This window comes from Lysobacter changpingensis (assembly GCF_017308985.1).
Taxonomy (GTDB): Bacteria; Pseudomonadota; Gammaproteobacteria; order Xanthomonadales; family Xanthomonadaceae; genus Lysobacter_J; species Lysobacter_J changpingensis.
On the sequence record NZ_JADWPE010000002.1, the window covers coordinates 306,086 to 328,720 of the forward strand.

Annotated in this window: 15 protein-coding genes; 5 read left to right on the forward strand and 10 right to left on the reverse strand. The window is 69.1% G+C overall.

Annotated features, from left to right (window positions below):
- Positions 1-115: 115 nt before the first annotated feature.
- From tldD to I4U41_RS03025, 4 genes are all read right to left on the reverse strand, one after another.
- Positions 116-1,558, reverse strand: a complete 1,443-nt coding sequence (gene tldD, locus I4U41_RS03010; protein ID WP_206859653.1) for a metalloprotease TldD — start codon at positions 1,556-1,558, stop codon at positions 116-118.
- A 190-nt stretch (positions 1,559-1,748) separates the two neighbouring features.
- On the reverse strand, positions 1,749-5,609 hold the full coding sequence (locus I4U41_RS03015; protein WP_206859654.1) for a YhdP family protein: 3,861 nt from the start codon (positions 5,607-5,609) through the stop codon (positions 1,749-1,751).
- A 206-nt stretch (positions 5,610-5,815) separates the two neighbouring features.
- Complete coding sequence (rng, locus tag I4U41_RS03020) at positions 5,816-7,309, reverse strand: ribonuclease G (RefSeq protein ID WP_206859655.1); 1,494 nt, start codon at positions 7,307-7,309, stop codon at positions 5,816-5,818.
- A complete protein-coding gene (locus tag I4U41_RS03025; protein ID WP_206859656.1) occupies positions 7,306-7,890 on the reverse strand; it encodes a Maf family protein in 585 nt (194 codons plus the stop codon). Before I4U41_RS03025 ends, rng begins: the two co-directional genes overlap by 4 nt.
- Before the next feature lie 140 nt (positions 7,891-8,030).
- Between I4U41_RS03025 and I4U41_RS03030 the strand changes: the two genes are divergently transcribed.
- The 4 genes from I4U41_RS03030 (at position 8,031) to I4U41_RS03045 (ending at position 13,718) form a co-directional block, all read left to right on the forward strand.
- Positions 8,031-8,777 (forward strand): SIMPL domain-containing protein, encoded by a 747-nt coding sequence (locus I4U41_RS03030; RefSeq protein ID WP_206859658.1) that lies wholly within the window; start codon positions 8,031-8,033, stop codon positions 8,775-8,777.
- Positions 8,778-8,779: 2 nt separating this feature from the next.
- The gene (locus I4U41_RS03035) at positions 8,780-8,977 is read left to right on the forward strand and encodes a hypothetical protein (RefSeq protein WP_206859659.1); all 198 of its coding nucleotides are present in this window, start codon (positions 8,780-8,782) and stop codon (positions 8,975-8,977) included.
- A gap of 130 nt (positions 8,978-9,107) precedes the next feature.
- Positions 9,108-9,779: an energy transducer TonB gene (locus tag I4U41_RS03040; RefSeq protein ID WP_206859660.1), complete on the forward strand. Its 672-nt coding sequence runs from the start codon at positions 9,108-9,110 to the stop codon at positions 9,777-9,779.
- A 198-nt stretch (positions 9,780-9,977) separates the two neighbouring features.
- The gene (locus tag I4U41_RS03045; RefSeq protein ID WP_206859661.1) at positions 9,978-13,718 is read left to right on the forward strand and encodes an autotransporter outer membrane beta-barrel domain-containing protein; all 3,741 of its coding nucleotides are present in this window, start codon (positions 9,978-9,980) and stop codon (positions 13,716-13,718) included.
- 164 nt (positions 13,719-13,882) lie between these two features.
- Here I4U41_RS03045 and rlmH read toward each other — a convergent pair whose 3' ends face one another.
- Positions 13,883-14,353 (reverse strand): 23S rRNA (pseudouridine(1915)-N(3))-methyltransferase RlmH, encoded by a 471-nt coding sequence (gene rlmH, locus I4U41_RS03050; RefSeq protein ID WP_206859662.1) that lies wholly within the window; start codon positions 14,351-14,353, stop codon positions 13,883-13,885.
- Positions 14,354-14,483: 130 nt separating this feature from the next.
- Between rlmH and I4U41_RS03055 the strand changes: the two genes are divergently transcribed.
- Positions 14,484-16,025, forward strand: coding sequence for an alkaline phosphatase PhoX (locus tag I4U41_RS03055; RefSeq protein ID WP_206859663.1), 1,542 nt, complete (start codon positions 14,484-14,486; stop codon positions 16,023-16,025).
- A 485-nt stretch (positions 16,026-16,510) separates the two neighbouring features.
- Here I4U41_RS03055 and rsfS read toward each other — a convergent pair whose 3' ends face one another.
- The 5 genes from rsfS to leuS all read right to left on the reverse strand — a co-directional run bounded on the left by rsfS (position 16,511) and on the right by leuS (position 22,496).
- A complete protein-coding gene (gene rsfS / locus I4U41_RS03060; protein WP_206859664.1) occupies positions 16,511-16,942 on the reverse strand; it encodes a ribosome silencing factor in 432 nt (143 codons plus the stop codon).
- 38 nt (positions 16,943-16,980) lie between these two features.
- Entirely contained in the window at positions 16,981-17,658 is a 678-nt protein-coding gene (nadD, locus tag I4U41_RS03065; protein ID WP_206859665.1) for a nicotinate-nucleotide adenylyltransferase, read from the reverse strand.
- A gap of 14 nt (positions 17,659-17,672) precedes the next feature.
- Positions 17,673-18,740 (reverse strand): DNA polymerase III subunit delta, encoded by a 1,068-nt coding sequence (holA, locus tag I4U41_RS03070; RefSeq protein WP_206859666.1) that lies wholly within the window; start codon positions 18,738-18,740, stop codon positions 17,673-17,675.
- A complete protein-coding gene (locus I4U41_RS03075; protein WP_206859667.1) occupies positions 18,740-19,372 on the reverse strand; it encodes an LPS-assembly lipoprotein LptE in 633 nt (210 codons plus the stop codon). The genes holA and I4U41_RS03075 overlap by 1 nt, the downstream gene beginning before the upstream one ends.
- Before the next feature lie 358 nt (positions 19,373-19,730).
- Entirely contained in the window at positions 19,731-22,496 is a 2,766-nt protein-coding gene (gene leuS / locus I4U41_RS03080) for a leucine--tRNA ligase (protein WP_206859668.1), read from the reverse strand.
- Between the last annotated feature and the right edge of the window lie 139 nt (positions 22,497-22,635).

Genomic DNA, 22,635 nt, shown 5'->3' on the forward strand with positions numbered 1-22,635 from the left:
TCCGGGGAACGCATTGCTCGAACGATGCACGGCGAGCGGCGGAAAGCACCCGGGTGCGCCGCGCTTACCCGGGCCACAAACGCTCGGATATTCGACGCTCCCGGTGTCCGCAGGCTCACGCCTGCGTCCCGCCCACCGTCAACTGGTCGATCAGCAGCGACGGCTGGCCCACGCCGACCGGCACGCTCTGGCCGTCCTTGCCGCACACGCCGACGCCTTCGTCCAGCGCGAGGTCGTGGCCGATCATCTTCACGCGCTGCATGGTTTCCGGGCCGTTGCCGATCAGCGTGGCGCCCTTCACCGGCGCGGTGATCCTGCCGTCCTCGATCAGGTAGGCCTCGGTCGCCGAGAACACGTACTTGCCGTTGGTGATGTCGACCTGGCCGCCGCCGAAATTCACCGCGTACAGGCCCTTCTTCACCGAGCGGATCATGTCCTGCGGGTCGTCCTGCCCGGCGAGCATGTAGGTGTTGGTCATGCGCGGCATCGGCAAATGCGCGAACGATTCGCGACGACCGTTGCCGGTGGGCGCCATGCCCATCAGGCGCGCGTTGAGCGTGTCCTGCATGTAACCCACGAGCACGCCGTCCTCGATCAGCGTGGTGCAGTTGGTCCGCGTGCCTTCGTCGTCGACGTTGAGCGAACCACGACGTCCCGGCAACGTGCCATCGTCGACGATGGTCACACCCGGCGATGCCACGCGCTGGCCGAGGCGGCCGGCGTAGGTCGAGGTGCCCTTTCGATTGAAGTCGCCTTCCAGGCCGTGGCCGACGGCTTCGTGCAGCAGCACGCCGGTCCAGCCGTTGCCGAGCACCACCGGCATCACGCCGGCCGGCGCATCGATCGCCTCCAGGTTCACCAGCGCCTGGCGCAGCGCTTCGCGCGCGAGCGTTTCCGGCTTGTCGCCGTCGAGCAGTTCGGAATAGCTGTAACGCCCGCCGCCGCCGGCGTAGCCGCTTTCGCGACGGCCGTTGTGTTCGACGATCACCTGCACGTTCAGGCGCACCAGCGGGCGCACGTCGGCGGCGAGCACGCCGTCGCTGCGCGCGACCAGGATCGTGTCGACGCCGCCGGAGAGCGACACCATCACCTGCTTCACGCGCGGATCGGCGGCGCGCAGCATGCGGTCGACGCGACGCAGCGCTTCGACCTTGGCTTCGTTCGCGTAGCCGTCGATGGGGTCTTCCGGCACGTACAGCTCGCGACCGCCGCCGCGCACCAGCGAATGCGGCGCCTGCACCGAACCGTCGCGCGCGATGGCGCGCGCGGATTTCGCCGCGGTCAGCAGCGCCTGCGTGTTGATTTCGTCCGAATACGCGAAGCCGGTCTTCTCGCCGCTGATCGCACGCACGCCGACGCCCTGCTCGATCGAATGCGCGCCGTCCTTGACGATGCCGTCCTCGACCGTCCAGCTCTCGCGGCGCGCGTGCTGGAAATACAGATCGCCGAAATCCACGCCCGGGCCGAGCAGCGTGCCGAAGGTGCGTTCGAGGCCGCCCGCATCGAGGCCGGCGGGCAACAACAGGCGGTTTTCGGCGATCTGGATGGGAAGGGTCATGCGGGCTCTCTGGAGTGGAACGCCGGCCGGCAGCGGGCATGCGGCCGGCAATGGCACTGCGTATCCAGCCGGGGAAATCCCCGGCGGCGATGGGGGATGATCAGGAAGGAGATGGTGGCACAACGGGCGAACGCAACGGCTCGCGCGGCACGGCCGGGGCGGGATTCAGGCGAGTTCCGGCGGCCGGACCTCACGTTTCCGGCGGCGGTTCCTCGGCCTTCGCCTGGCCGGATTGCCCGCTCACCACCTCGACCTTCGGCTCCTTCCACGGCCCGGTCACGCGGTACGTGCGCGAGGCCATCTCGCCGATCGGCTTCTGCAGCACCGCATTCGCCGCCGCGCCGATCGCCGCGCCCACCGGGCCAGCCGCCAGCGCGCCGGCGACGGTGAGCAGGTTCGCGGCCTTCGGGCGCACCTCGATGGTCTGGTCGAACGTCTGCGCGCGCAGGTTCGCGGTGCCGCGGATGCCGATGGACGCGGCCGGCCCGTCGATGGAGAGGTTGTCGCTGCGCGCCATGCCGCCGGCGAAGTTCACCTTGCCGCCGGCGCGGTTGAAGGCGAAGCCCTTGTTGAAGAAGTCGCGGAAATCCAGCATCAGCCGGCGCGGCAGCTGGGCGAGGCTGAGCAGGCCGAGCACGCGTCCGGCGCCGGGTTCGACTTCGAGCAGGCGACCGTCGCGGATGTCGGCCTCCAGGCTGCCGTCGAGCGAGGCGACGTTGAACGCCGCCGGACTTCCCGCCCAGCCGGCGGCGAAATGCATCGTGCCGGTGCCGCCGCCAAGCTGCTGGCCCATGCCGAAGCCGGCGAGCAGGCTGCCCAGGTCCTGGCTGTCGATCTTCACGTCCAGCTGCGTGCGCGCGGACGCACCGCGGCCGTCCCAGTCGCCGCTCGCGTCGATGCGCTGCTTCTGCGCGCGCATCTGCACCTGTTCGATGCGCATGCCGGTCGCGGTCGGTCGGGTGCGCAGCTTCGCTTCGCCCAGGCGGGCGTCGGACACGTGCAGGTCGGCGATGTCGATGGTCAGCGGCGGGATCTTCGCCGGGTTGAACGCATCGTCCGCGGGCGCCGCGACGGGCGACGCCCGCGATGCGGCACCCGGCGTGGCCCGCTTCGGCGCGCGCCAGTACATGCGGTCGAAACGCCCGGCGATGGTCGCGCCCTCGCCCGCGGGAACCAGCACCGCGCCCTGCAACGCGGCGCCTTCGGCCTGCACGGCGGTGGCGCCGTTCGCGGCCGGCACGACGACCAGATGCGTGTCGGGAAACACGCCGCCGAGCAGGTTCAACTTCTGGGCGGTGACGTCGATGCGTTGCAGCGAGAGGCCGTCGCCGCCACTGCCGCCGCCTTCCAGCAGCGCGATCCAGTCGATCGCGTCCAGCTGCGCCGCGCGCCCGGTCGCGACCAGCCCGTGCGCGGGCGGCACGTCGTCGACGCGGTTGGTGCCGAGCGCGAGTCGCACGCCGGTCTGGCTCTTGCCGGCCGCGTCGGTCGCCGTGCGCGCGCGCACCGCGATCACGTTGCCGAGGTTCACGCGGATGTCGCCGCTGCCCATCGGCAACGGGGTTTCGACCGACGTCGCGAGCGATTCGCCGGCCGGCTTTTCCAGCGGCTCGGGCAGCGTGAGCGCGGTGCCGACCAGGTTGGACTGAAGTTGCAGAAGCGTCGGCGCGGTCCGGCCCGGCGCGGCTTTCGGGATCGCGATGCCGACCGTCCACGCCGAACGTCCGTCGACATGCGGCTTCAGCCATGCCATTTCCGGCGCGCGGTCGAGCAGTTCCTTCGCCGACATCTGCGCATCGAGCCCGGCTTCGAACACGTTGCCCTTGTCGCGCACGAACTCGTTGCCCGCGCGCAGCGACAGCGCGCCGGGCTGGCCTTCGTGCAGCACCTTCAGGCCATCGGCGCGGAAGCCGCCGCGTGCGTATTCGGCCTTGCCGCTGACCTGTTCGAACGCGAGTTTCCAGCGCGGATCGGCGAGTTTCGCCCGGTCGAGCTGCACGGTGCCGGCGATCTTCGTGACCTGGTTCGGCCGCAGCGGCATCTCCATGTCGAAGCCGACCTTGGCCGGCCCGCTGGCGACGACGTTCTTCAACGTGTCGGCATGTTCCTTCTGCAACGGGCTGTGTCGCAGCAGGTTCAGCAGCTGCGCCGCATCGGCATTGCCCTGCGCCTGCACGGTCAGCGCGCCGCCCTTGTAGTGGTCGATGCCCGCGCGGATCTGCGGGATCGCGACGCCCGCAAGACGCCCCTGCCCCTGCACGGTGAAGCCGTCGGCGACGAAGGCGACATCGGCGTTCAAGCCTTCCACTGCCGGCCAGTCGGGCTGGAACTTGATGACGGCGCCGTCGAGTTTCGCGCTCGCTTCGAAAAGACCGTTGCGGTCGCGGAAGGGCCAGTCATCCAGATCGCCCGACACCACCGCGCGGCCGTCGTGCAGGCGCCCGCCGAGCAGCGCGTTGTCGAGCCATGCCACGACTTTCGGCGCCATCACGTGGCGGATCCAGAAGCCCTTCGCGACCGGCACCTGCGCTTCGTCGATGTCGGCGGCCAGGTCGATGCGCGGACGCGAGCCGTCGCCCTGCCACCACAGCCCGCCGCGCGCGTGCACGCCGAAGCCCTGGCCCTTCACCGCCAGCGAGGACGTGCCGATGCGCCAGCCCTCTCCTTCGCGCCAGCCGCCGACCGAACCCTGCAGCGTCACCGCATGCGACATGCCGAAACCGCGCGGCCAGTCGAAGCGCATCGGCGAGGCGGGATCGAACTGGAGCGCGAAGCCGTCCGCATCGCCGAGGAATTGCCCGGCCAGTCCGTTCAGGCCGGGCGAATTGCCGACCGCATCGAAACCGAACGCATCGATGTGTGCCTGCGCGCGCAGCGCACCGCCGCGCACGCCGGTGACTTCGACCTCCCGCAGCGAAGCGCGCGGACGGGTGTTGTGCAGCCACACGCGCAGGCCCGGCGCGAGACGGTCGCTGAGCGAGGCGGCGGTGAGCAGCGGGCCGGCGTCGATGCGGTCGGCCAGCAGCGCGTAGCGCGTGCCGCCGGCAACGACGAGGCCGTCGAGCTTCTGCGCGTCCTTGCCGGTTTCGATGCGCAGGGTCTTCGCGTCCACGCGCCAGCCGCCGTCGATCGTGCGCCAGCGCGCGAGCGCCGCTACGCGCGCGAACTGCACGCGCGGGACCGCGCCGCCGGCGAGCGGCGCGCCGCGCAGGCCGACGCGATCGAGCGCGACGTCGGCGATCACCTGCGTGATGCGGTGGTCGCGCAGGTCGGCCCAGGCTTCGGCGCGGCCTTCGCCGGATTCGCTGCCGACGCCGGCGATCTGCAGCAGCGGCGCCCACGCGGCCAGATCCGCGCGGCGTGCGCCGATATAGGCGCGGCCGTCGCCCTTCACGCGATCGAAGTCGAGCACCGTGTCCAGCGGCGAGGACGCGGCGCCGGGCACGTTCACGCTCGGCCACGCACGCACGCCGGCACGCACGCGCGGACCGTCCACGCGCAGGCGCAGGTTGATGCGCGGCACGTGCGCGTCGATGCCCAGGCTCGGCGCGATCACGGTGATCTTGCCGTCGATGACCTGCAGTTCGCCCAGCCCTTCCAGCGCGGCGAACGGATCGGCCTGCTGCGGCTGCGCCTGTCCGGGCAGGCCGCGCACCTGCCAGCGACCGTCGCCGGCGCGTTCGAGGGTCAGGTCGAGCCCGCGCAGGCGCAGTTCGGAAAACGCATGCCCCGGCAGCAGGCCGGCGTAGACGGACACGAGCATTTCCGTGTCGCCGATCGTGAAGGCCCGATCCCCGGCGCCCACGCGCAGGTTGTCCAGGCGCAACAGCGGGCCGCGACGGGTCCAGGCGGTTTCCACGCGATCGAACGCGACCGGTCGCCCGGCGCGCTCGCTCAGCCAGGCGGCGACGCGCTGCGGATTGCTCTCGGCCAGCGGCAACACCTGGCTGGCCACGGCCAGCACCAGCGCGATGAGCACCAGCGACAGCGCGACCAGATAGCCCAGTCCACGACGGGCCATGCGCATGCGGCGACGCAGCGGGGTGGGCATGGGATCAGCGGCTTTCCAGATGGCGCGGGATGCGGGTGCGAGGGCGGGAACCGGGGAACGCCCCGGCCGCGCGATCCGGCGATGCGGACGCGCACGGGCGGCGGGACATCGCACGGCGGGACGGATGGCGCCCGCCATTGTCCGACCGGCCGCGCCAACGCAGCGTTACTGGACCGTCCTCTCCCGCCTCGCCGTTACCGTTCCGCTCAGAGCAGCACGACATCGAACTGCTCCTGCGCGTACTGGTCGTCCGCCTGGAAGCGGATCGACTTGCCCAGGAATTCCTCCAGCTCGGCCACCGCCGCCGACTCCTCGTCGGTGATGCGCGCGACCACCTTGGACGACGCGATCACCATCAGCCGCTGCGCGTCGAACTGGCGCACCTGGCGGACGATGTCGCGGAAGATCTCGTACGTCACCGTTTCCGGCGTCTTCAGCGTGCCGCGACCGCCGCATTCGTGGCATGGCTCGCACAGCTGGCGCTCCAGGCTCTCGGTGGTGCGCTTGCGCGTCATCTCCACCAGGCCCAGCGGCGAGAAGTCGTACACCGTGGTCTTGGCGTGGTCGCGCGCGAGCGACTTCTCCAGCTGACGCAGCACCTGCCGCTTGTGCTCGGCGTCGGTCATGTCGATGAAGTCGATGATGATGATGCCGCCCAGGTTGCGCAGGCGCAGCTGGCGCGCGACCGACTGCGCGGCTTCGAGGTTGGTGCGGTACACCGTCTCCTCGAGGTTGCGCTGGCCGAGGAACGAACCGGTGTTGATGTCCACCGTCGTCATCGCCTCGGTCTGGTCGATCACCAGGTAGCCGCCGGATTTCAGCGGCACTTCCTTGTCGAGGGCACGCTGGATTTCGTCCTCGACGCCGTACAGGTCGAAGATCGGACGCGCACCGGTGTAGTGCTCGATCTTCTCGTCCAGCCCCGGCATGTACTGCGCGGCGAACACGCGCAGGCGCTCGCAGGTCTCGCGCGAATCCACGCGCACCTTCTCCACGTCCTTGCGCATCAGGTCGCGCACCGCGCGCAGCGGGAGGTTGAGATCCTCGTACACGCGCTCGCCGACTTTCGCGCTGCGGGCGCGTTCTTCGATCAGCCCCCACACGCGGCCCAGGTACGCGACGTCCTCGGCGAGCTGCTCCTCCGGCTGGCCCTCGGCGTTGGTGCGCACGATGTAGCCGTGGGTTTCCCCCGAGGGCGAGAGCGAGGTGATGTGGTTCTTCAGGCGCGCGCGCTCGGCTTCGTCCTCGATGCGCGCCGACACGCCGACCACGCGCGTGCGCGGCAGAAGCACCAGGTACCGCGAGGGAATGCTCAGCTGCGTGGTGAGCCGCGCGCCCTTGCTGCCGATGGGGTCCTTCACCACCTGCACGACGATTTCCTGGCCTTCGCGCAGCAGTTCGGCGATGGGCCGCGTCGGCGCGGGCGGCAGCGGGGCTTCCTCGCCGGCGTTCTCGCCTTCGGCGACGGGCACGGGCTTGACGATGTCGGCCGCGTGCAGGAACGCCGCGCGTTCCAGCCCGATGTCGACGAACGCCGCCTGCATGCCGGGCATGACGCGCTGCACCTTGCCCTTGTAGATGTTGCCCACCACGCCGCGACGCCAGCCGCGTTCGATGTGCAGTTCCTGCAGCATGCCGTTCTCGACGACGGCGACGCGCGTCTCGCGCGGGGTGACGTTGACGAGGATCTCTTCGCTCACTCGATGACCCCGAATTCGCGCAGCAGCGTGGCCGTCTCGTACAGCGGCAGGCCCATCACACCCGAATAGCTGCCCGACAGCCGCACGGTGAAGGCTTCGGCCAGGCCCTGGATCGCATACGCGCCGGCACGCCCGTGCGGCTCGCCGCTGGCGACGTAGGCGTCGATCCGTGCCGGCGTGAGTTCGGCGAAGGTGACCTCCGAACGCGACACGGCGTGCAGTTCGCGCGAGGCCGAGACCACGTACACGGCCGAGACGACCTCGTGCGTGCGGCCGGACAACCGGCGCAGCATCGATGCGGCATCGGCGTCGTCGACGGGTTTTCCGAAGACCTCGCCGTCGAGCACGACCTCGGTGTCGGAGCCGAGCACGACGGCCGACGGGTTGGACATCACCCGCAGCAGGCCGGCGCCTGCCTTTTCGCGCGCGACGCGGCGCACGTAGTCCTCGGCGGGCTCGCCGGGCTGCGGATGTTCGGGGATGTCGATGTCGAGCAGGCCGAATTCGGCACCCGGCCGGCCGGACAGGAGCCGGCCCAGCAGTTCACGACGACGAGGGGATTTGGAGGCGAGATACAGCATCGGCGAAGCATAACCCGCGCTGACTGGGGCACAGGGTGGGGCATCATCTGCAACCCCGACGAAGCTCACGAATCGTTCACCGGATCGTCCAGACCCTAGGGTCCGTCACGCAGACGGCCCTTCCAACCCAAGGAGTTGTCATGCCCCAGCTGTCCCGCCTCTCCCTGCGTCCGCTCGTCCTTGCCGCCGTCCTCGCCCTCGGAGCCGTCCCCGCCGTGAGCCCCGCCCAGACCACGCCCTACGTAGCCACCGAAGGCACGCTGCTCAACGTGTCCGCCCAGGCCGAGGCCCGCCGCGCGCCCGACATCGCCACGCTGTCCACCGGCGTGGTCACGCAGGCCGCCGACGCCAACGCCGCCATGCGCGCCAACGCCGAGCAGATGGCGAAGGTCGTCGCGGCGATCAAGGCCGCCGGCATCGCCGAGCGCGACGTGCAGACCAGCGGCGTCAACCTCAACCCGCAGTACAAGTACGGCGAGAACCAGCCGCCGACGATCACCGGCTACCAGGCGATCAACAACGTCAACATCACCGTGCGCGACATCGCCAAGCTCGGGAAGATCATGGATGCGCTGGTCGCCACCGGCGCCAACCAGATCAACGGCCCGACCTTCGACCTGGACGACGCCAAGAAGGAAGCCGCCTACGACGAAGCCCGCCGTGCGGCGGTCGAAAAGGCCCAGGCCCGCGCCGAGATGTACGCCAAGACGCTGGGCAGGAAGGTGCGCCGCATCGTCAGCATCAGCGAGGGCGGCAGCTTCGCCCCGCCGCGTCCGATGCCGATGATGGCGATGAAGGCGATGGATCGCGCCGAGTCCACGCCGATCTCACCCGGCGAAAACGTCCTTTCGGTCAATCTCGACGTCGTGTTCGAACTCGGAAACTGACGATGTCCCCGCTGCGAAGAAACGCGTCCGGAAAAAACGCTCCGCCCGCTGCCGATCCGAAATCCGGCCGCAATCCCGGCTACGCCGAGACCGAGCCGCGCGATCGCGACGACGCGCATTACCCGAAGCGTCGCGAGAAGCCGAACCCGGATGAGGGCGGCGGCAACGACGACCTGAGCGAGCGACCGACGCCGGACTGAGCGGCACACATCGCGCCTCACGAATGGACCCGCCTCGGCGGGTCCATTTTTTTTGCGTCGATACACACGCGGAACCCCGACGGACGCCTCCGCGCGTTCGACGCCATGGCACACCCCAGGAGGTTCCGCCATGGCACACGCGATCCACCTTCCTTCCGCTGCCCATGAGTCCATCGACGGCGGACGCATCGCCGCGAACACCGGCACGCTGCTGATCAACGGCGCGTTGCTGCTCGCGCTGCTGGTGCCGCTCTCGCAGCGCGCGCCCGACGCGCCCGCCACACCGCACGAAGCGATCACGATCATCCAGTTGCCGAAGATCCGTCCGGTCGATCCGCCACCGCCGGAACGCGTCGAGATCACGCGCAGGCCACCGACGCCGGTGACGCGCCCCTCGCCGCAGACGCGGCCCGTCGTCGCGCAACTCGAACAACCGGTGGTCGATGCGCAGCCGGGCGACATGGCGATCGAGGCGCCCGCGAACGTTGTCGATGAAGGACCCGCCACGATCGAACCTGCGACGACTTCGCCCATCGCGCAACTGCAGGCATTGCGCGCACCGCCGCCGCCCTATCCCGCCGAAGCGATGCGCGCTGGCCTGAGCGGCACGGTCGAGCTGGAAATCCTCGTCGGCACCGACGGCCGTGCACTCGATGTGCGCATCGTGCGCAGCAGCGGCCATCGCATGCTCGACCAGGCGGCACGTCGCACCGTGTTGTCGAAGTGGACCTTCGTGCCGGCGATGCGGGACGGACGTGCGGTGGAGGCACTGGGGCGGCTGCCGGTGGTGTTCACGCTGTAGAAACTGCATCGGAAAGGCCGCAGAACCGCTGTCAGAAAATCCTTACTCATGAATCTTTCTCGCTGATCTTTTCTTATTTCGCAGCATTCCGACGACTTTCAGACTGCGCGACCGGACGTCGGCACGACGTCCATCGCGCACGCCTGGCTTCCCGTGTTGGGGCGTGCACCTCTCGTCCTAACTCACCAGGAAGTGTCAATGAAGCTTCATCCCCTGAGGCAGCGGCCTCTCGCTCTCGCGTTGCATCTGGCCATCGCTGTCGGCGCGCCTTCCGTCGCTTATGCGGAACAACTGATCGTTATTGGCGAACCGGCCGCCAATGCCGACGGCAAGACGTTCGATACCGGGATCGAGGCCGAGGACGCTGGCGTCGCGGTGCTCGCATTGTCCGGCGGCAAGATCACCGGCAGCGATGTCGTCGCGCGCTCCGGTGGCGAGAACACCGCTACCGTCGTGGTGGCAGATGATGGAAGCACCATCGAACTGAGCGACTCCCAAATCGTCGCGAGCGGCCCATCCAGCTTTGGTGCGATCGCCGCAGATGGCGGATCGCTGAAGCTTCGCGACACCAGGGTCACGACCACCAACACCGGTACGGCGTCCATTGTGGCGCTGGGCGGCAGCGTGCTGGTCGAAGGCGGCACGGTACGCAGCTCGCAGGGAACCGCTCTTGTGGCGTCGGGAGCCGGCAGCCTGATCACGACCCAGGACACGACAATCGTGGGCAGCGGCAACGGACAGGCGGTCGTGTCGAGCGTCGACTCAGGCCGCGTCACGATCAACGGGGGCTCCATCGAGTCGAACGGCAGCAACTACGCCGCGGTCCTGCACGCCGCAGGCGAAGGCAGCCGCATCGATGCGAACGGCGTCGCCATCGAGGCGTTCGGGAGCGGTACGCTCGAGGCGCCCAACGCCGTCGCCGTCGCCCAGTCCGGTGGACAGGTGGCGCTCGAGGGCGCCAACGCGCACACCTATGGCAGCTACGCGAATGGCCTGTGGTCTGAAGGCGGCGGCAGCCGGATCACGGCGTCCGGAACCACGATCGCGACCGAGGGCGCAAGCGCGGTCGGCGTCCTTGCGCGTGACGAAGGCACCGTCGTACTCGATGACGCGACCCTTTCCACCAGTAACGCCGATGCGGACGGTCTCCGTGCGTTCGAGGGCGGTAGCATCGAGGCTGACGGAACCACCGTTTCGACCTCGGGAGAAACCGCGTATGGCGTGTATGCCACGCAATCCGGCAAGGTCGACTTCCAGGGTGGGAGCATTGCCACCAGCGGCGACCATTCCGACGGCGTCCACTCGACGGACTCGGCGCAGGTGACCTTGACCGGGACGAAGATCACGACTTCGGGCGTACTCGCAGACGCCGTGCAGGTCGGCGGGAAGGCGGTCGTGAACGGCACGGACCTGACGCTCGAGACGAGCAAGGACGACGCCTATGGCGTGTACGTTTACGACGCGGGCTCGGCAACCCTCGACAACACCAACATCGCGACGCAGGGTGAGCTCGCATACGGCATCGGTGCTGTCGACCCTGACAGCCGCGTCGCGATCACCGGCGGCAGCATCACTACCGCAGGAAAGACAGCCAACGGCCTGGACGCCTACCTCGGCGCCACGGTGACGGCGAACGATGTCACCGTCACCACGCATGGCGAGCAATCGATGGCGGTCTCGGCCTTTGGTGCTGGAAGCCGCATCGACGTCGACGGCGCCACCATCGTCACCGATGGCCCGCTGGCAGACGGTGCGACCGCGAACACCGGCGGCGAAGTGCGCATCCGCAACAGCAGTGTGACCACCAGCGGCGAAGCGGCGGATGGTCTCAGCGCAGTTCGTCAGAACAGCCTGGTGGAAGGCGATAACGTGAACGTGAAGGTGTCGGGCGCCGATGCGGCCGGCGCCACCGCCGTGTCGGGAGGCACCGTCCGCGTAAGCAATGGTTCGCGAATCGAGAGCACCGGCAGCACGCCCTACAGCCACGCTGCCATGGCCATCACCACCGCGGCCAACGCACCCGGCGGCACGTTCGAAGCAACCGATTCCACGCTCGTCAGTGCCCATGGCGCCGGTGTCGCGATCAACGGCGGCGCCACCGCGCGGCTGACGAACACGACCGTCGAGGCGGGTCGCAACGCCCTCGGCTACGAAGCTCCGCCGGCACCGCTCGATGCCCCCGCCACCATCACCGTCGATGGCGGCCGCCTGCATTCGGCCGAAGCCACGATCGGCGTGGTGTCGGGCAAGGGCTCGGTGACGCTCTCCAACGGCGTGAAGATCACCAGCGACAACGGCGTGCTCGCGCAGGTCAACCCGGATGCGGCCCTTACCCTGAACATGGACAACGTACGGACGGCAGGCGATCTGATCGCCGGTCCTTCCGCAACGCTGGACTTCAATCTGTCGAACGGCTCGGCGCTCACGGGCACGGCGACGAACGCGGGCCACGCCACCATCGATTCGACGAGCCTGTGGACGCTGACCGGCAACTCGGTGGTCGCTTCCATGCGCAATGGCGGCACCATCGGGTTCGCCGCACCGGCAGGCGCGGGCTTCAAGACGCTGGAAGTCACCGGCGATTACGTGGGCGACGGCGGTCGCCTGGTGCTGAACACCGCCCTCGGCGGAGACGCGTCCGCCACCGACAAGCTCATCGTCCACGGCGATACCGAAGGGGCCACTGCCGTCACCGTCAATAACGTGGGCGGCGCCGGCGCGCAGACGTCGAATGGCATCCAGGTCGTGCAGGTCGATGGTGCATCGAACGGCACCTTTGCGCTCGCGAAGCGTGCGACCGCCGGCGCGTACGAGTACCTCCTCTACAAGGGCGGTGTCGCGACGCCGACCGACGGCGACTGGTACCTGCGCTCCGAGGTGCAGGTCGTTCCGACTCCGGTGGTCCCGACGCCGGTAACGCCCGATCCGACCGATACCAACGATCCGGCTCCCGGTCCCGCGCCGGTCGCCCCCGTCGTCCCGACCGCCCCGCTCTACCGCCCCGAACCCGCCGCCTACCTTGCCAACCAGGCCGCGGCCGTGGGCATGTTCGAGCACTCCATGCACGATCGCATGGGCGAGCCGAACCTCGGCGCGCCTGGCGACGACGGGCGCACGTCGGCGGCGTGGGTGCGCGTGGTGCGCAACCAGATGGACGGCGTCACGGGCGAAGGCCAGCTCGATGCCGGCACCGATACCTCGGTGCTGCAGATCGGCGGCGAGATCGCACGCGGGACCGGTGACCGCCGCTTCCATGTCGGCCTGATGGGCGGCACCGGTCGCGCGAACACCGACGTGACGTCGAACCCGCTGCCCTGGCGCGCCAAGGGCAAGGTCGTCGGCTACAACCTGGGCCTGTACGGCACGTGGTTCGCGAACGCGAATACGACCACCGGCTTGTACCTCGACGGCTGGCTGCAGTACGGCCGCTACGACAACAAGGTGCAGGGCGATTACCTCGCGTCGGAGCGTTACGACTCGTCGACCTGGGCGGGCTCGATCGAAGCCGGTTACGCGTTCGCGCTGAACGACGGCGACAGCACGCGCTTCTTCGTGGAGCCGCAGGCGCAGGCGATCTTCACCGACTACACCATGTCGCAGCACCGCGAGGAGAACGGCACGCTGATCGACGACGTGGATGCCGGTGGCCTGACCACGCGTTTGGGCGTGCGGTTCTACGGGCATGCGGCCAGTGCGCAGCGCAACCTCGTGCAGCCGTTCGTCACGTTGAACTGGTGGCACGACGACGACCGCAACCGCATGGCGTTCAACACCACCACGCTCGAACTGCAACTGCCGCGCGACCGCTACGAAGCCAAGCTCGGCCTGCAGACGCAGCTCGGCAGCGGCTGGACGGGTTGGGGCAACCTCGGCCTCGCGTACGGCGCAGGCGACTACCACGATGTCACCGGCCAGCTTGGGCTGAACTATCGCTGGTAAGCCGTCGCGTCATCGCGGCATCGAAGCCACCCCGAGCGATCGGGGTGGCTTTTTGTCGGGCTTCAACGCATCACGCATGCGCTCCCATCGCGAACGTCCGCTTCACTCCGTCATGCAGGCGAAGCCGGAGGCCCGGCGGGATTCGCTTCAGAACCGAAGCGGCATCACGCCCGGTGATACGGATGATTGGCCAGCAACGCCGCCGCGCGATACAACTGCTCCGCGGCGACCAGCCGCACCAGCATGTGCGGAAGCGTGAGCGGGCCGAGCGACCAGGACTCGTCGCCGCGCGCGATCACGTCCGGTGCGTGGCCTTCGGGTCCGCCGATGAGGAACGCCAGGTCGCGCCCCTGCGCGCGCCAGTGTTCGAGGCGCTGCGCCAGCTGTTCGGACGACCAAGGCTTGCCGCGTCCGTCGAGCGTCACCACCAGCGCGTTCTTCGGCAGCGCGGCGATCACGCGCGCGCCTTCGTCCTGCATGGCGCGTGCGGCATCGCGACCCTTTCCGCGCAGGCCGGGTTCGACCTCGACCAGTTCCAGCGGCAGCCAGTGCGACAGGCGCTTCTGGTACTCGCCGAAACCTTCGGCGACCCAGCGCGGCGCGCGTTCGCCCACGGCGATGAGCTTGGCTTTCATCGTTTCGCTTCCATCGGTGAGATGGTAACCGCGCACGGTCACGATCCGGCGCGCTGACGCGCAGGTGTCATCGAACGGCCATGCCGCGCTCCCAGCATTCGGGCTTCCCCCAGCCCCGCAGGAGACGCAGATGGACGCATTCGGTTCCTCCCGCCGCCAGGTCCTCAAAGGCAGCGCCGCCGCGATGGCGGTCGGCGCCATCGGCAGCCTTGGCGCGCTCTACACGCGCCAGGCGCTCGCCGGTGGCGATCCGACCCGCCTGGCCCCGATCCCCAGCCGCTACGGCCCGCTCGCGCCGGTCGCCGATCGCAGCACGGGCCTGCCGCTGCTGCAGTTGCCGCGCGGCTTCAGCTATCGCTCCTTCGGCTGGTCGGGCGACGTGATGAGCGACGGCCAGCCCTGCCCCGACCGCCACGACGGCATGGCCGTGGTCGCCGTGCGCAAGCCCGGCCGCGGCAGGTTCGATCGTCATCCGGGCCGTGGCCACGGGCACGAGCTCGTGCTCATCCGCAACCACGAGCGCGGCGGCGCCACGCCGATCAACGCGCCGGGCATGTACGACACCGGCGACATCGGCGGCGGCCAGCGCGCGGGCGGCGGCACCACCACGCTGATCCATCGCAACGGCGACTGGCACAGCATCGAGGCCAGCCTCGGCGGCACGCTGGTCAACTGCGCCGGCGGCCCGACGCCGTGGGGCACGTGGCTGAGCTGCGAGGAGATCAAGACCGACGACGCGTCCAGCACCGGCCGCAAGCACGGTTACGTGTTCGAAGTGCATGCCGACGCGGAACGCACCAGCGGGCGTCCGCTGGTCGGACTGGGACGCTTCAGCCATGAGGCGGTCGCGGTCGATCCGCGCACCGGCATCGTTTACCTGACCGAGGACGACCGGAACAAGGCCGGCCTGTACCGCTTCATCCCGAACGATCGCGCCGGCCGCTACGGCTCGCTCGAACACGGCGGTCGCCTGCAGGCCGCGCGCGTGCGCGGCAGGCGCAACGCGGACCTCACGGTGGCGAAGATCGGCGACGAATACGCGCTGGAATGGATCGACATCGCCGATCCCGACCTCGACACCATCGCGGCTCCGGCGGGCTTTCCCGACATCTCCGCGGGCGAAACGCTCAGCGGCCCGTTCGCCCAGGCGTGGGCCGATGGCGCGCTGCGCATGAGCCGCGGCGAAGGCATCTGGCACAGCTACGGGAAGATGTTCATCGTCGACACCAGCACCGGCGTGGACGATCAGGGCCGCCGTGGCCGCGGCAACGGCGCGGTGTGGGTGCTCGACCTGCTCACGCAGCGCATCCGCGCGTTGTTCGTCAGCGGCAACCAGTTGGCCGCGCACAATCCCGACAACATCACCGTGAGCGCGCGCGGCGGCGTGCTGCTGTGCGAGGACGGCGGCGAGAGCCCGGACGAATACGGCCCGGGCGCGCGCCTGATCGGGCTGACGCGACGCGGCGAGTCGTTCTACTTCTGCAAGAACAACATCGAGCTGACGTCCACGCAGATCGCCAACGCGGACAAGACGATCGCCGAAGGCGACTACCGCGAAAGCGAGTTCTGCGGCGCGTGCTGGGATCCGTGGAGCCGGACGCTGTTCGTGAACATCCAGACGCCGGGAATCACGTTCGCGATCACGGGGCCGTGGGAGCGTGGGCATCTGTGAGGCGGTTGGAGCGGCCTGCAGGGGCGGGCCGCTCTTCTCCATGCCGGTGACGCGCGCCGCTTTGGCGTTGCGGTCTTCGCCTGCGTGCTGCTTCGAGAAGTGAAGTTGCGCGGGCTGATGGGAGCGCGTGGCGCTACGGGCACTCCGCTACCGATAAAACAGCCACCATCATTCCAGCGAAAACTGCAAGACAGGTTGTTGTGGTCGTTGCCCTTGTAGCCCGGGTAAGCGAAGCGCACCCGGGAGCGCGGTCGCCTCCCTCCCCGGGTGCGCTTCGCTTACCCGGGCTACAAGAGAGCATCGTCGTCCGAGAACATCGTCGCCGCGACGACACCGTCATCGACGGTGAAATTGGTCACCGATGAGGGAGTGCCCGCGCGTTACTCAAACATCCACCAGAACGCAGACGGCGCCCGAAGGCGCCGTCCAGAATCCGCATCGTTTCAACCGCGACCAAACGCGGCCGACGTAAGAGAGGCAGCGAACTAGAACCGCTCTTCCGCGTCCGTTTCGACCTCATCGTCCTCATCCGCTTCCGGCGGCTGGTCGCCCACCGTCCACAGGCGCTCCAGGGCGTAGAACTCGCGCACGCGCGGCAGCATGACGTGGACGACCACGTCGCCCAGGTCGACCAGCACCCATTCGGCCTCGCGCTCGCCTTCCACGCCCAGCGGCTGGACGTCGAGGTTCTTGGCGAACTTGACGACTTCGTCGGCGATCGACTTCACGTGACGGGTCGAGGTGCCCGAAGCGATGACCATGTAGTCGGTGACGCTGCTCTTGCCGCGTACGTCGATTTCGGTGACGTCGCGCGCCTTGAGTTCCTCCACGGCCGCATGCACGGTTTTCAGCAGGGCATCCACCGGCGGCGGCGGGTTGGGCAGGCGGGTCTTGATGACTTGCGCTTCGGTACTCAAGGGGCGGGGACTCTCTGGGGGATTGCGGTGCCCGGGGATTATAACGAAGCCGGCGTGACGCCCCGGACGCCGTACAGGCCATGGCGGCGGATGTATTCGGCGACGGCCGGTGCGACGCCGTCCTCCCACGATTCTCCGGTGGCGATGCGCCGGCGCAGCTCCGTGGACGACTCCGGGCGTTCACGCTGCAGCGGGAAAATCGCCAGCCCGCCCGCCGCGCTGCTGTTCAGGTCGGCCGGAGCGCGACGTCGTGGCCCGATCTCCGCCTCCACCTCCGGGGCCAGCGCCGCCACCGCGACCGGCTCCAGGTGCGATCCCGGACGCGCCACCGCCAGTACGTGCGCCAGCTGGAACAGCTCGCGCCACCGGTGCCAGGTGTGCAGTTGCAGCAGCGAATCGCCGCCGATCATCCACACCAGCGGCACGTCGCGGCCGGCTTCGGCGCGCAGTTCGCGCAACGTGTCGACGGTATAGGACGGGCCTGCGCGATGCAGTTCGCGGCGATCGACCTTGAGCCCGGGCTCGCCCGCGATGGCAAGGTCGAGCATGCGCGCACGCGCGTCGGCGTCGGCATGCGTGGCGTCCTTGTGCGGCGGATCGGCGGCCGGCACGAAGAACACCTGCGCCTGCAGCGCATCGCGCACCTCGCGCGCAACCGACAGATGTCCCGCGTGCACCGGGTCGAAGGTGCCGCCGTAATGGATGCGCAGTGCCATGCGCCGCCCGCGCGTCAGCCGGCGAGCAGCCGCGTCGCGCGCGGTTCGGCGACGGCGAGCAGCAGGCGTTCCAGCGCCAGCCACGCGTCCGCCGGTTCTTCGCCGTAGCGCACGCGCCCCTTGGCGATGCGGTCCACGCGTCCGGCTTCGGCGACGAACGCGTCCCAGCGCGGCGACGCATGGCGCGCCAGCGCGCGCTTGTACATCGGCTGCTTGGAATCCCAGATCCGCTGGGCCTTGAACTCGGCCGAAAGATTGCCGCCGCGCGCCTGCACGCGCGCCAGCGAGGCGGCGCGCTGCAGTTCCATCACGATCATGCCGAGCAGGCCCGGCACGGCTTCGCCTTCGGCGCGCAATCCGGCGAGCATGCGCGAGACCTGGGCGCCCTGCCCGTTCATCGCCGCATCGACCAGGCGGAACACGTCGAACCGCGCCGCATCGGCGACGAGTTCGGCCATGCGATCGCGATCGAGCGATTGCCCATCGGACAGCAAGGCGAGCTTGTCGATTTCCTGCGCGGCGGCGAGCAGGTTGCCTTCCACGCGCTCGGCCAGGCTCTGCACGGCATCGAAGTCCGCACGCAGTCCGCGCGCGCGCAGGCGACGCTCGATCCAGTCGGGCAGTTCATGCGGCTTGATCTGCCACGCGATGGCGATCTGGCCGATCCGGCCGATCGCCTCGCTCCACTTGCCGCCGTGCTGCTTGCTCCACTCGCCGGCGGTGATGAGCAGGGTCACGTCGGACGGCGGGTCGGCGCAGAAATCGGCGATCACCTCCGCGCCTTCCTTGCCCGGCTTGCCGCTGGGCAGGCGCAGCTCGACCAGGCGCCGGCTGGCGAACAGGCTCGGGGCGCGGAAGCTGGCGGACATCGCGTTCCAGTCCGGTTCGCGCTGGTTGCCTTCGGCCTCGAACACTTCGCGTTCGGCGATGCCGGCACGACGCGCCGCGGCGCGCACGGCGTCGGCCGCTTCGAGCACGCGCAGCGGTTCGGGGCCGGCGATCAGGTAGGCCGGATGCAACGATGCGGGCTCGGGCCGATCCAGGCCGAGCTGGGCGACGAGTTGCTCCGGACGCAGTTCCATCAGGGCGTGGTGGTGTCCGAGGTCGGCGGCGGCGTCAGCTCGGCCGGCGTTGCAGTCGGATCGTCGGGCGCTGCTTCCGCTCCCGGCGCGACGGCCTGATCGGCCTGGGTGGCGGCCTGCTCGGTGGCGCGACGCGCGACCGCGTCGAGGCGGCGCAGCACCGAGGCGACCATCTCGCGGCGCATCTCGCCCTGCAGGATCTCGCGCTCGCCTTCGGTGCCGATGGCCTGCACCGGGTTGGACACGTAATCGCGTGCCAGTTCGATGGTCTGGCGCGGCACGATCGCGCTCCCATCGGGTCGACGCAGTTCGAAGGTGACCGCGTAGCGCAGCGAGTACTCCTGCGCGCGGCCGAGTTCGTCGAGGCTGATCGGGCGGTCGCCCCAGCGCTCGGCGATCAGGTCGAGCACGGTGGCATCGGTCGTTTCCTCGGTGGCCGGCACGGCGCCGGCGCGGGTCAGCGCCTGCGCGAGCGACTCGGCGAGCGGGCTGTAGCGATCGACGGACACGACGCGGACCGGGCCGAGGTCTGGCGGCAGGACGAGCGCGCTGCGCAGATGGAAGCCGCAGGCCGTCAGGGTCAGCGCGAGGGCGACGGGGATGGCGCGCTTGAGCAGGGTGCGAAGGGTCATGCGGGAAGTCTGGAGGACGCCGCCAGCGCGGGCAAGCCGCGGAGGGGCGGTTTCATTCATTCACATGGGCACGACAGACACATGGGTCGGACAGAGCGCACGCGACCCGGCCGATGCGCTGAGCGCATCCCGCGTGGACAGCAACGGCCGCCCTTGTAGCCCGGGTAAGCGAAGCGCACCCGGGTGAGCGTGACAGCCCCCGGGTGCGCTTCGCTTACCCGGGCTACAAAAGCAGCGGTGCACGTGCGGTACGGGCCTGGATCCCGGCCTTCGCCGGGATGACGGTGAGGGGATGACGGTGAGGGGATGACGGTGAGGGGGAGACGGTGAGGGGGAGACGGCGCCTCGCCGCACGCGGTCAGCCCGCGACGACGTTGACGATCTTCCCAGGCACCACGATCACCTTCCGTACCGACAGCCCTTCCATGAACTTGGCGACGTTCGGTTCGGCCAGCGCGAGGCGCTCGACTTCGGCCTTGTCCAGGTTCACCGGCACCTCGATCGTGCCGCGCAGCTTGCCGTTGACCTGCACCGCCAGCGTCACCGCGTCGCGCGTGAGCGCGGCGGGATCGGCAACCGGGAACGGCACGTCCTCCAGCAGCGTTTCCGCGTGACCCAGCGCCTGCCACAGCGCGTGGCAGACGTGCGGCGTCACCGGATTGAGCAGGAGCACCATCGCTTGCAGCGCCTCGTGGCGCACGGCGCGGCCGGCATCGCTCATGTCGTCGAACTTCGACACGTGGTTGAGCAGCTCCATCAGCGCGGCGATCGCGGTGTTGAAGCTGTGGCGGCGGCCGTAGTCGTCGCCGACCTTCTGGATCGTCTCGTGCAGCTGGCGACGCAGCGTCTTCTGCGCGGCATCCAGCTGCACGCCGCCGGCGAGCAGCGTGGCGATATCCGGGTGATCCGGCTGCGACACGTGCGTGACCACTTCGCGCCAGAAGCGGCGGAGGAAACGCGCCATGCCTTCGACACCGGCTTCGTTCCACTCCAGCGACTGCTCCGGCGGCGCGGCGAACATCGAGAACAGGCGCACCGTGTCCGCGCCGTACTTGCTGACCATCAGCTGCGGATCGACGCCGTTGTTCTTCGACTTCGACATCTTTTCCGTGCCGCCGATGACGACGGGCTTGCCGTCGGCCTTCAGCGTCGCGCCGGTGATGCGGCCGCGTTCGTCGCGGATGACCTCGACATCGGCGGGGTTGATCCAGTCCTTCGAGCCGTCTTCGTGATCGCGATAGAAGGTTTCGGCGATGACCATGCCCTGCGTCAGCAGGTTCGTCGCCGGCTCGTCGCTGTTGACCAGGCCCTGGTCGCGCATGAGCTTGTGGTAGAAGCGGAAATACAGCAGGTGCAGGATCGCGTGCTCGATGCCGCCGATGTACTGGTCCACCGGCGTCCAGTACTTCGCGCGTTCGTCGACCTGCTGCTGCGCGCCCGGCGAGGTGTAGCGCGCGTAGTACCAGCTCGACTCCATGAAGGTGTCGAAGGTGTCGGTTTCGCGCTCGGCCGCGCCACCGCACTGCGGGCAGGTGGTCTTGCGCCACTCGGGGTCGGACTTGATCGGCGAGGTGACGCCGGAGAACGCGACGTCTTCCGGCAGCACGACCGGCAGCTGGTCTTCCGGCACCGGGACGTCGCCGCACTTGGCGCACAGGATGACGGGAATCGGGCAGCCCCAGTAGCGCTGGCGGCTCACGCCCCAGTCGCGCAGGCGGTAGTTCACGCGACGCTGGCCGCGACCGTCGGCTTCGAAACGCGTGGCGAACGCGTCCAGCGCCTGCTGGAAATCCATGCCGTCGAATTCGCCCGAATTCACCAGCCAGCCGCGTTCGGTGTACGCGCCCTCTTCCTGGATGCGACGTTCGAATTCCTTCACGACCTGCACCGCGGCCGTCGTGCCGTACACGTCGGCCGATGCGCCTTCGCCGAGCGCGCTGCTCATCGCGTCCTCGTGCTTGGCGAGGTCGCCGGCGATCTCGTTCACCGCGTCGCGCACTTCCGGCGGCACGATCACCATGCGCACCGGCAGCGAATACTTGCGCGCGAATTCCCAGTCGCGTTCGTCATGGCCCGGCACCGCCATCACCGCGCCGGTGCCGTAGTTCATCAGCACGAAGTTGGCGACGTAGACCGGCATCTTCTCGCCGGTAATCGGGTGGATCGCGCTCAGGCCGGTGTAGCGGCCGCGCTTTTCCTGCGTTTCAAGTTCGGCCTCGGTGACGCCGCCCTTCTTCAGGTCGTCGAGGAACGCGGCGAGTTCGGCATCCTTTTGCGCGGCCAGACGTGCGAGCGGATGCTCGCCGGCGATCGACACGAACGTCACGCCCATCAGCGTGTCCGGGCGCGTGGTGAACACGTGCAGAGGCTCGAGCGCGTTGCCGTCGCCGTCGACCACGTCGAAGCGGATTTCCAGGCCTTCGCTGCGGCCGATCCAGTTGCGCTGCATCGTCTTGACCGCATCCGGCCAGCCGGGCAGCGCGTCCAGACCGTCGAGCAGTTCCTGCGCGTAGTCGGTGATCTTGAGGAACCACTGCGGGATCTCGCGCTTTTCCACCAGCGCGCCGGTGCGCCAGCCGCGGCCGTCGATCACCTGCTCGTTGGCGAGCACGGTCTGGTCGACCGGATCCCAGTTCACGACCGAATTCTTGCGGTACGCCAGGCCCTGCTTCATCAGGCGCACGAACATGCGCTGCTCGTGCACGTAGTACGACGGCTGGCAGGTGGCGAACTCGCGCGACCAGTCGATCGCGTAGCCCATCTGCTGCAGCTGCGCCTTCATGTGCGCGATGTTGGCGTAGGTCCACTTGGCCGGCGCCGTCTTGTTCTTGATCGCGGCGTTTTCCGCCGGTAGGCCGAAGGCGTCCCAGCCCATCGGCTGCAGGACGTTGTGCCCGGTCATGCGCTTGTAGCGGCTGATGACGTCGCCGATCGTGTAGTTGCGCACGTGGCCCATGTGCAGCGCGCCCGACGGGTACGGCAGCATCGACAGGCAGTAGTACTTGGGCTTGTCCGACGCTTCGTTCACCTCGAAGGCGCGCGTGCCCTCCCAGAAGCGCTGCGCATCACCCTCGATGGCCTGCGGGTCGTAGGGACGGGTTTCGTTTGCGGCTTCGGCGGACACGGCGTTCGGAAGGCGTGGGGAAAGACCGTCAAGCCTACCGCAGCGCAGCAAGGGCCGCCATGCGAGCGCGCCGCAGCGGCCGGTCCGACGCGAAAGCTGCGTCACCGGTCGCCCTTCGGCCCGGGCGACGTGTGCTTCA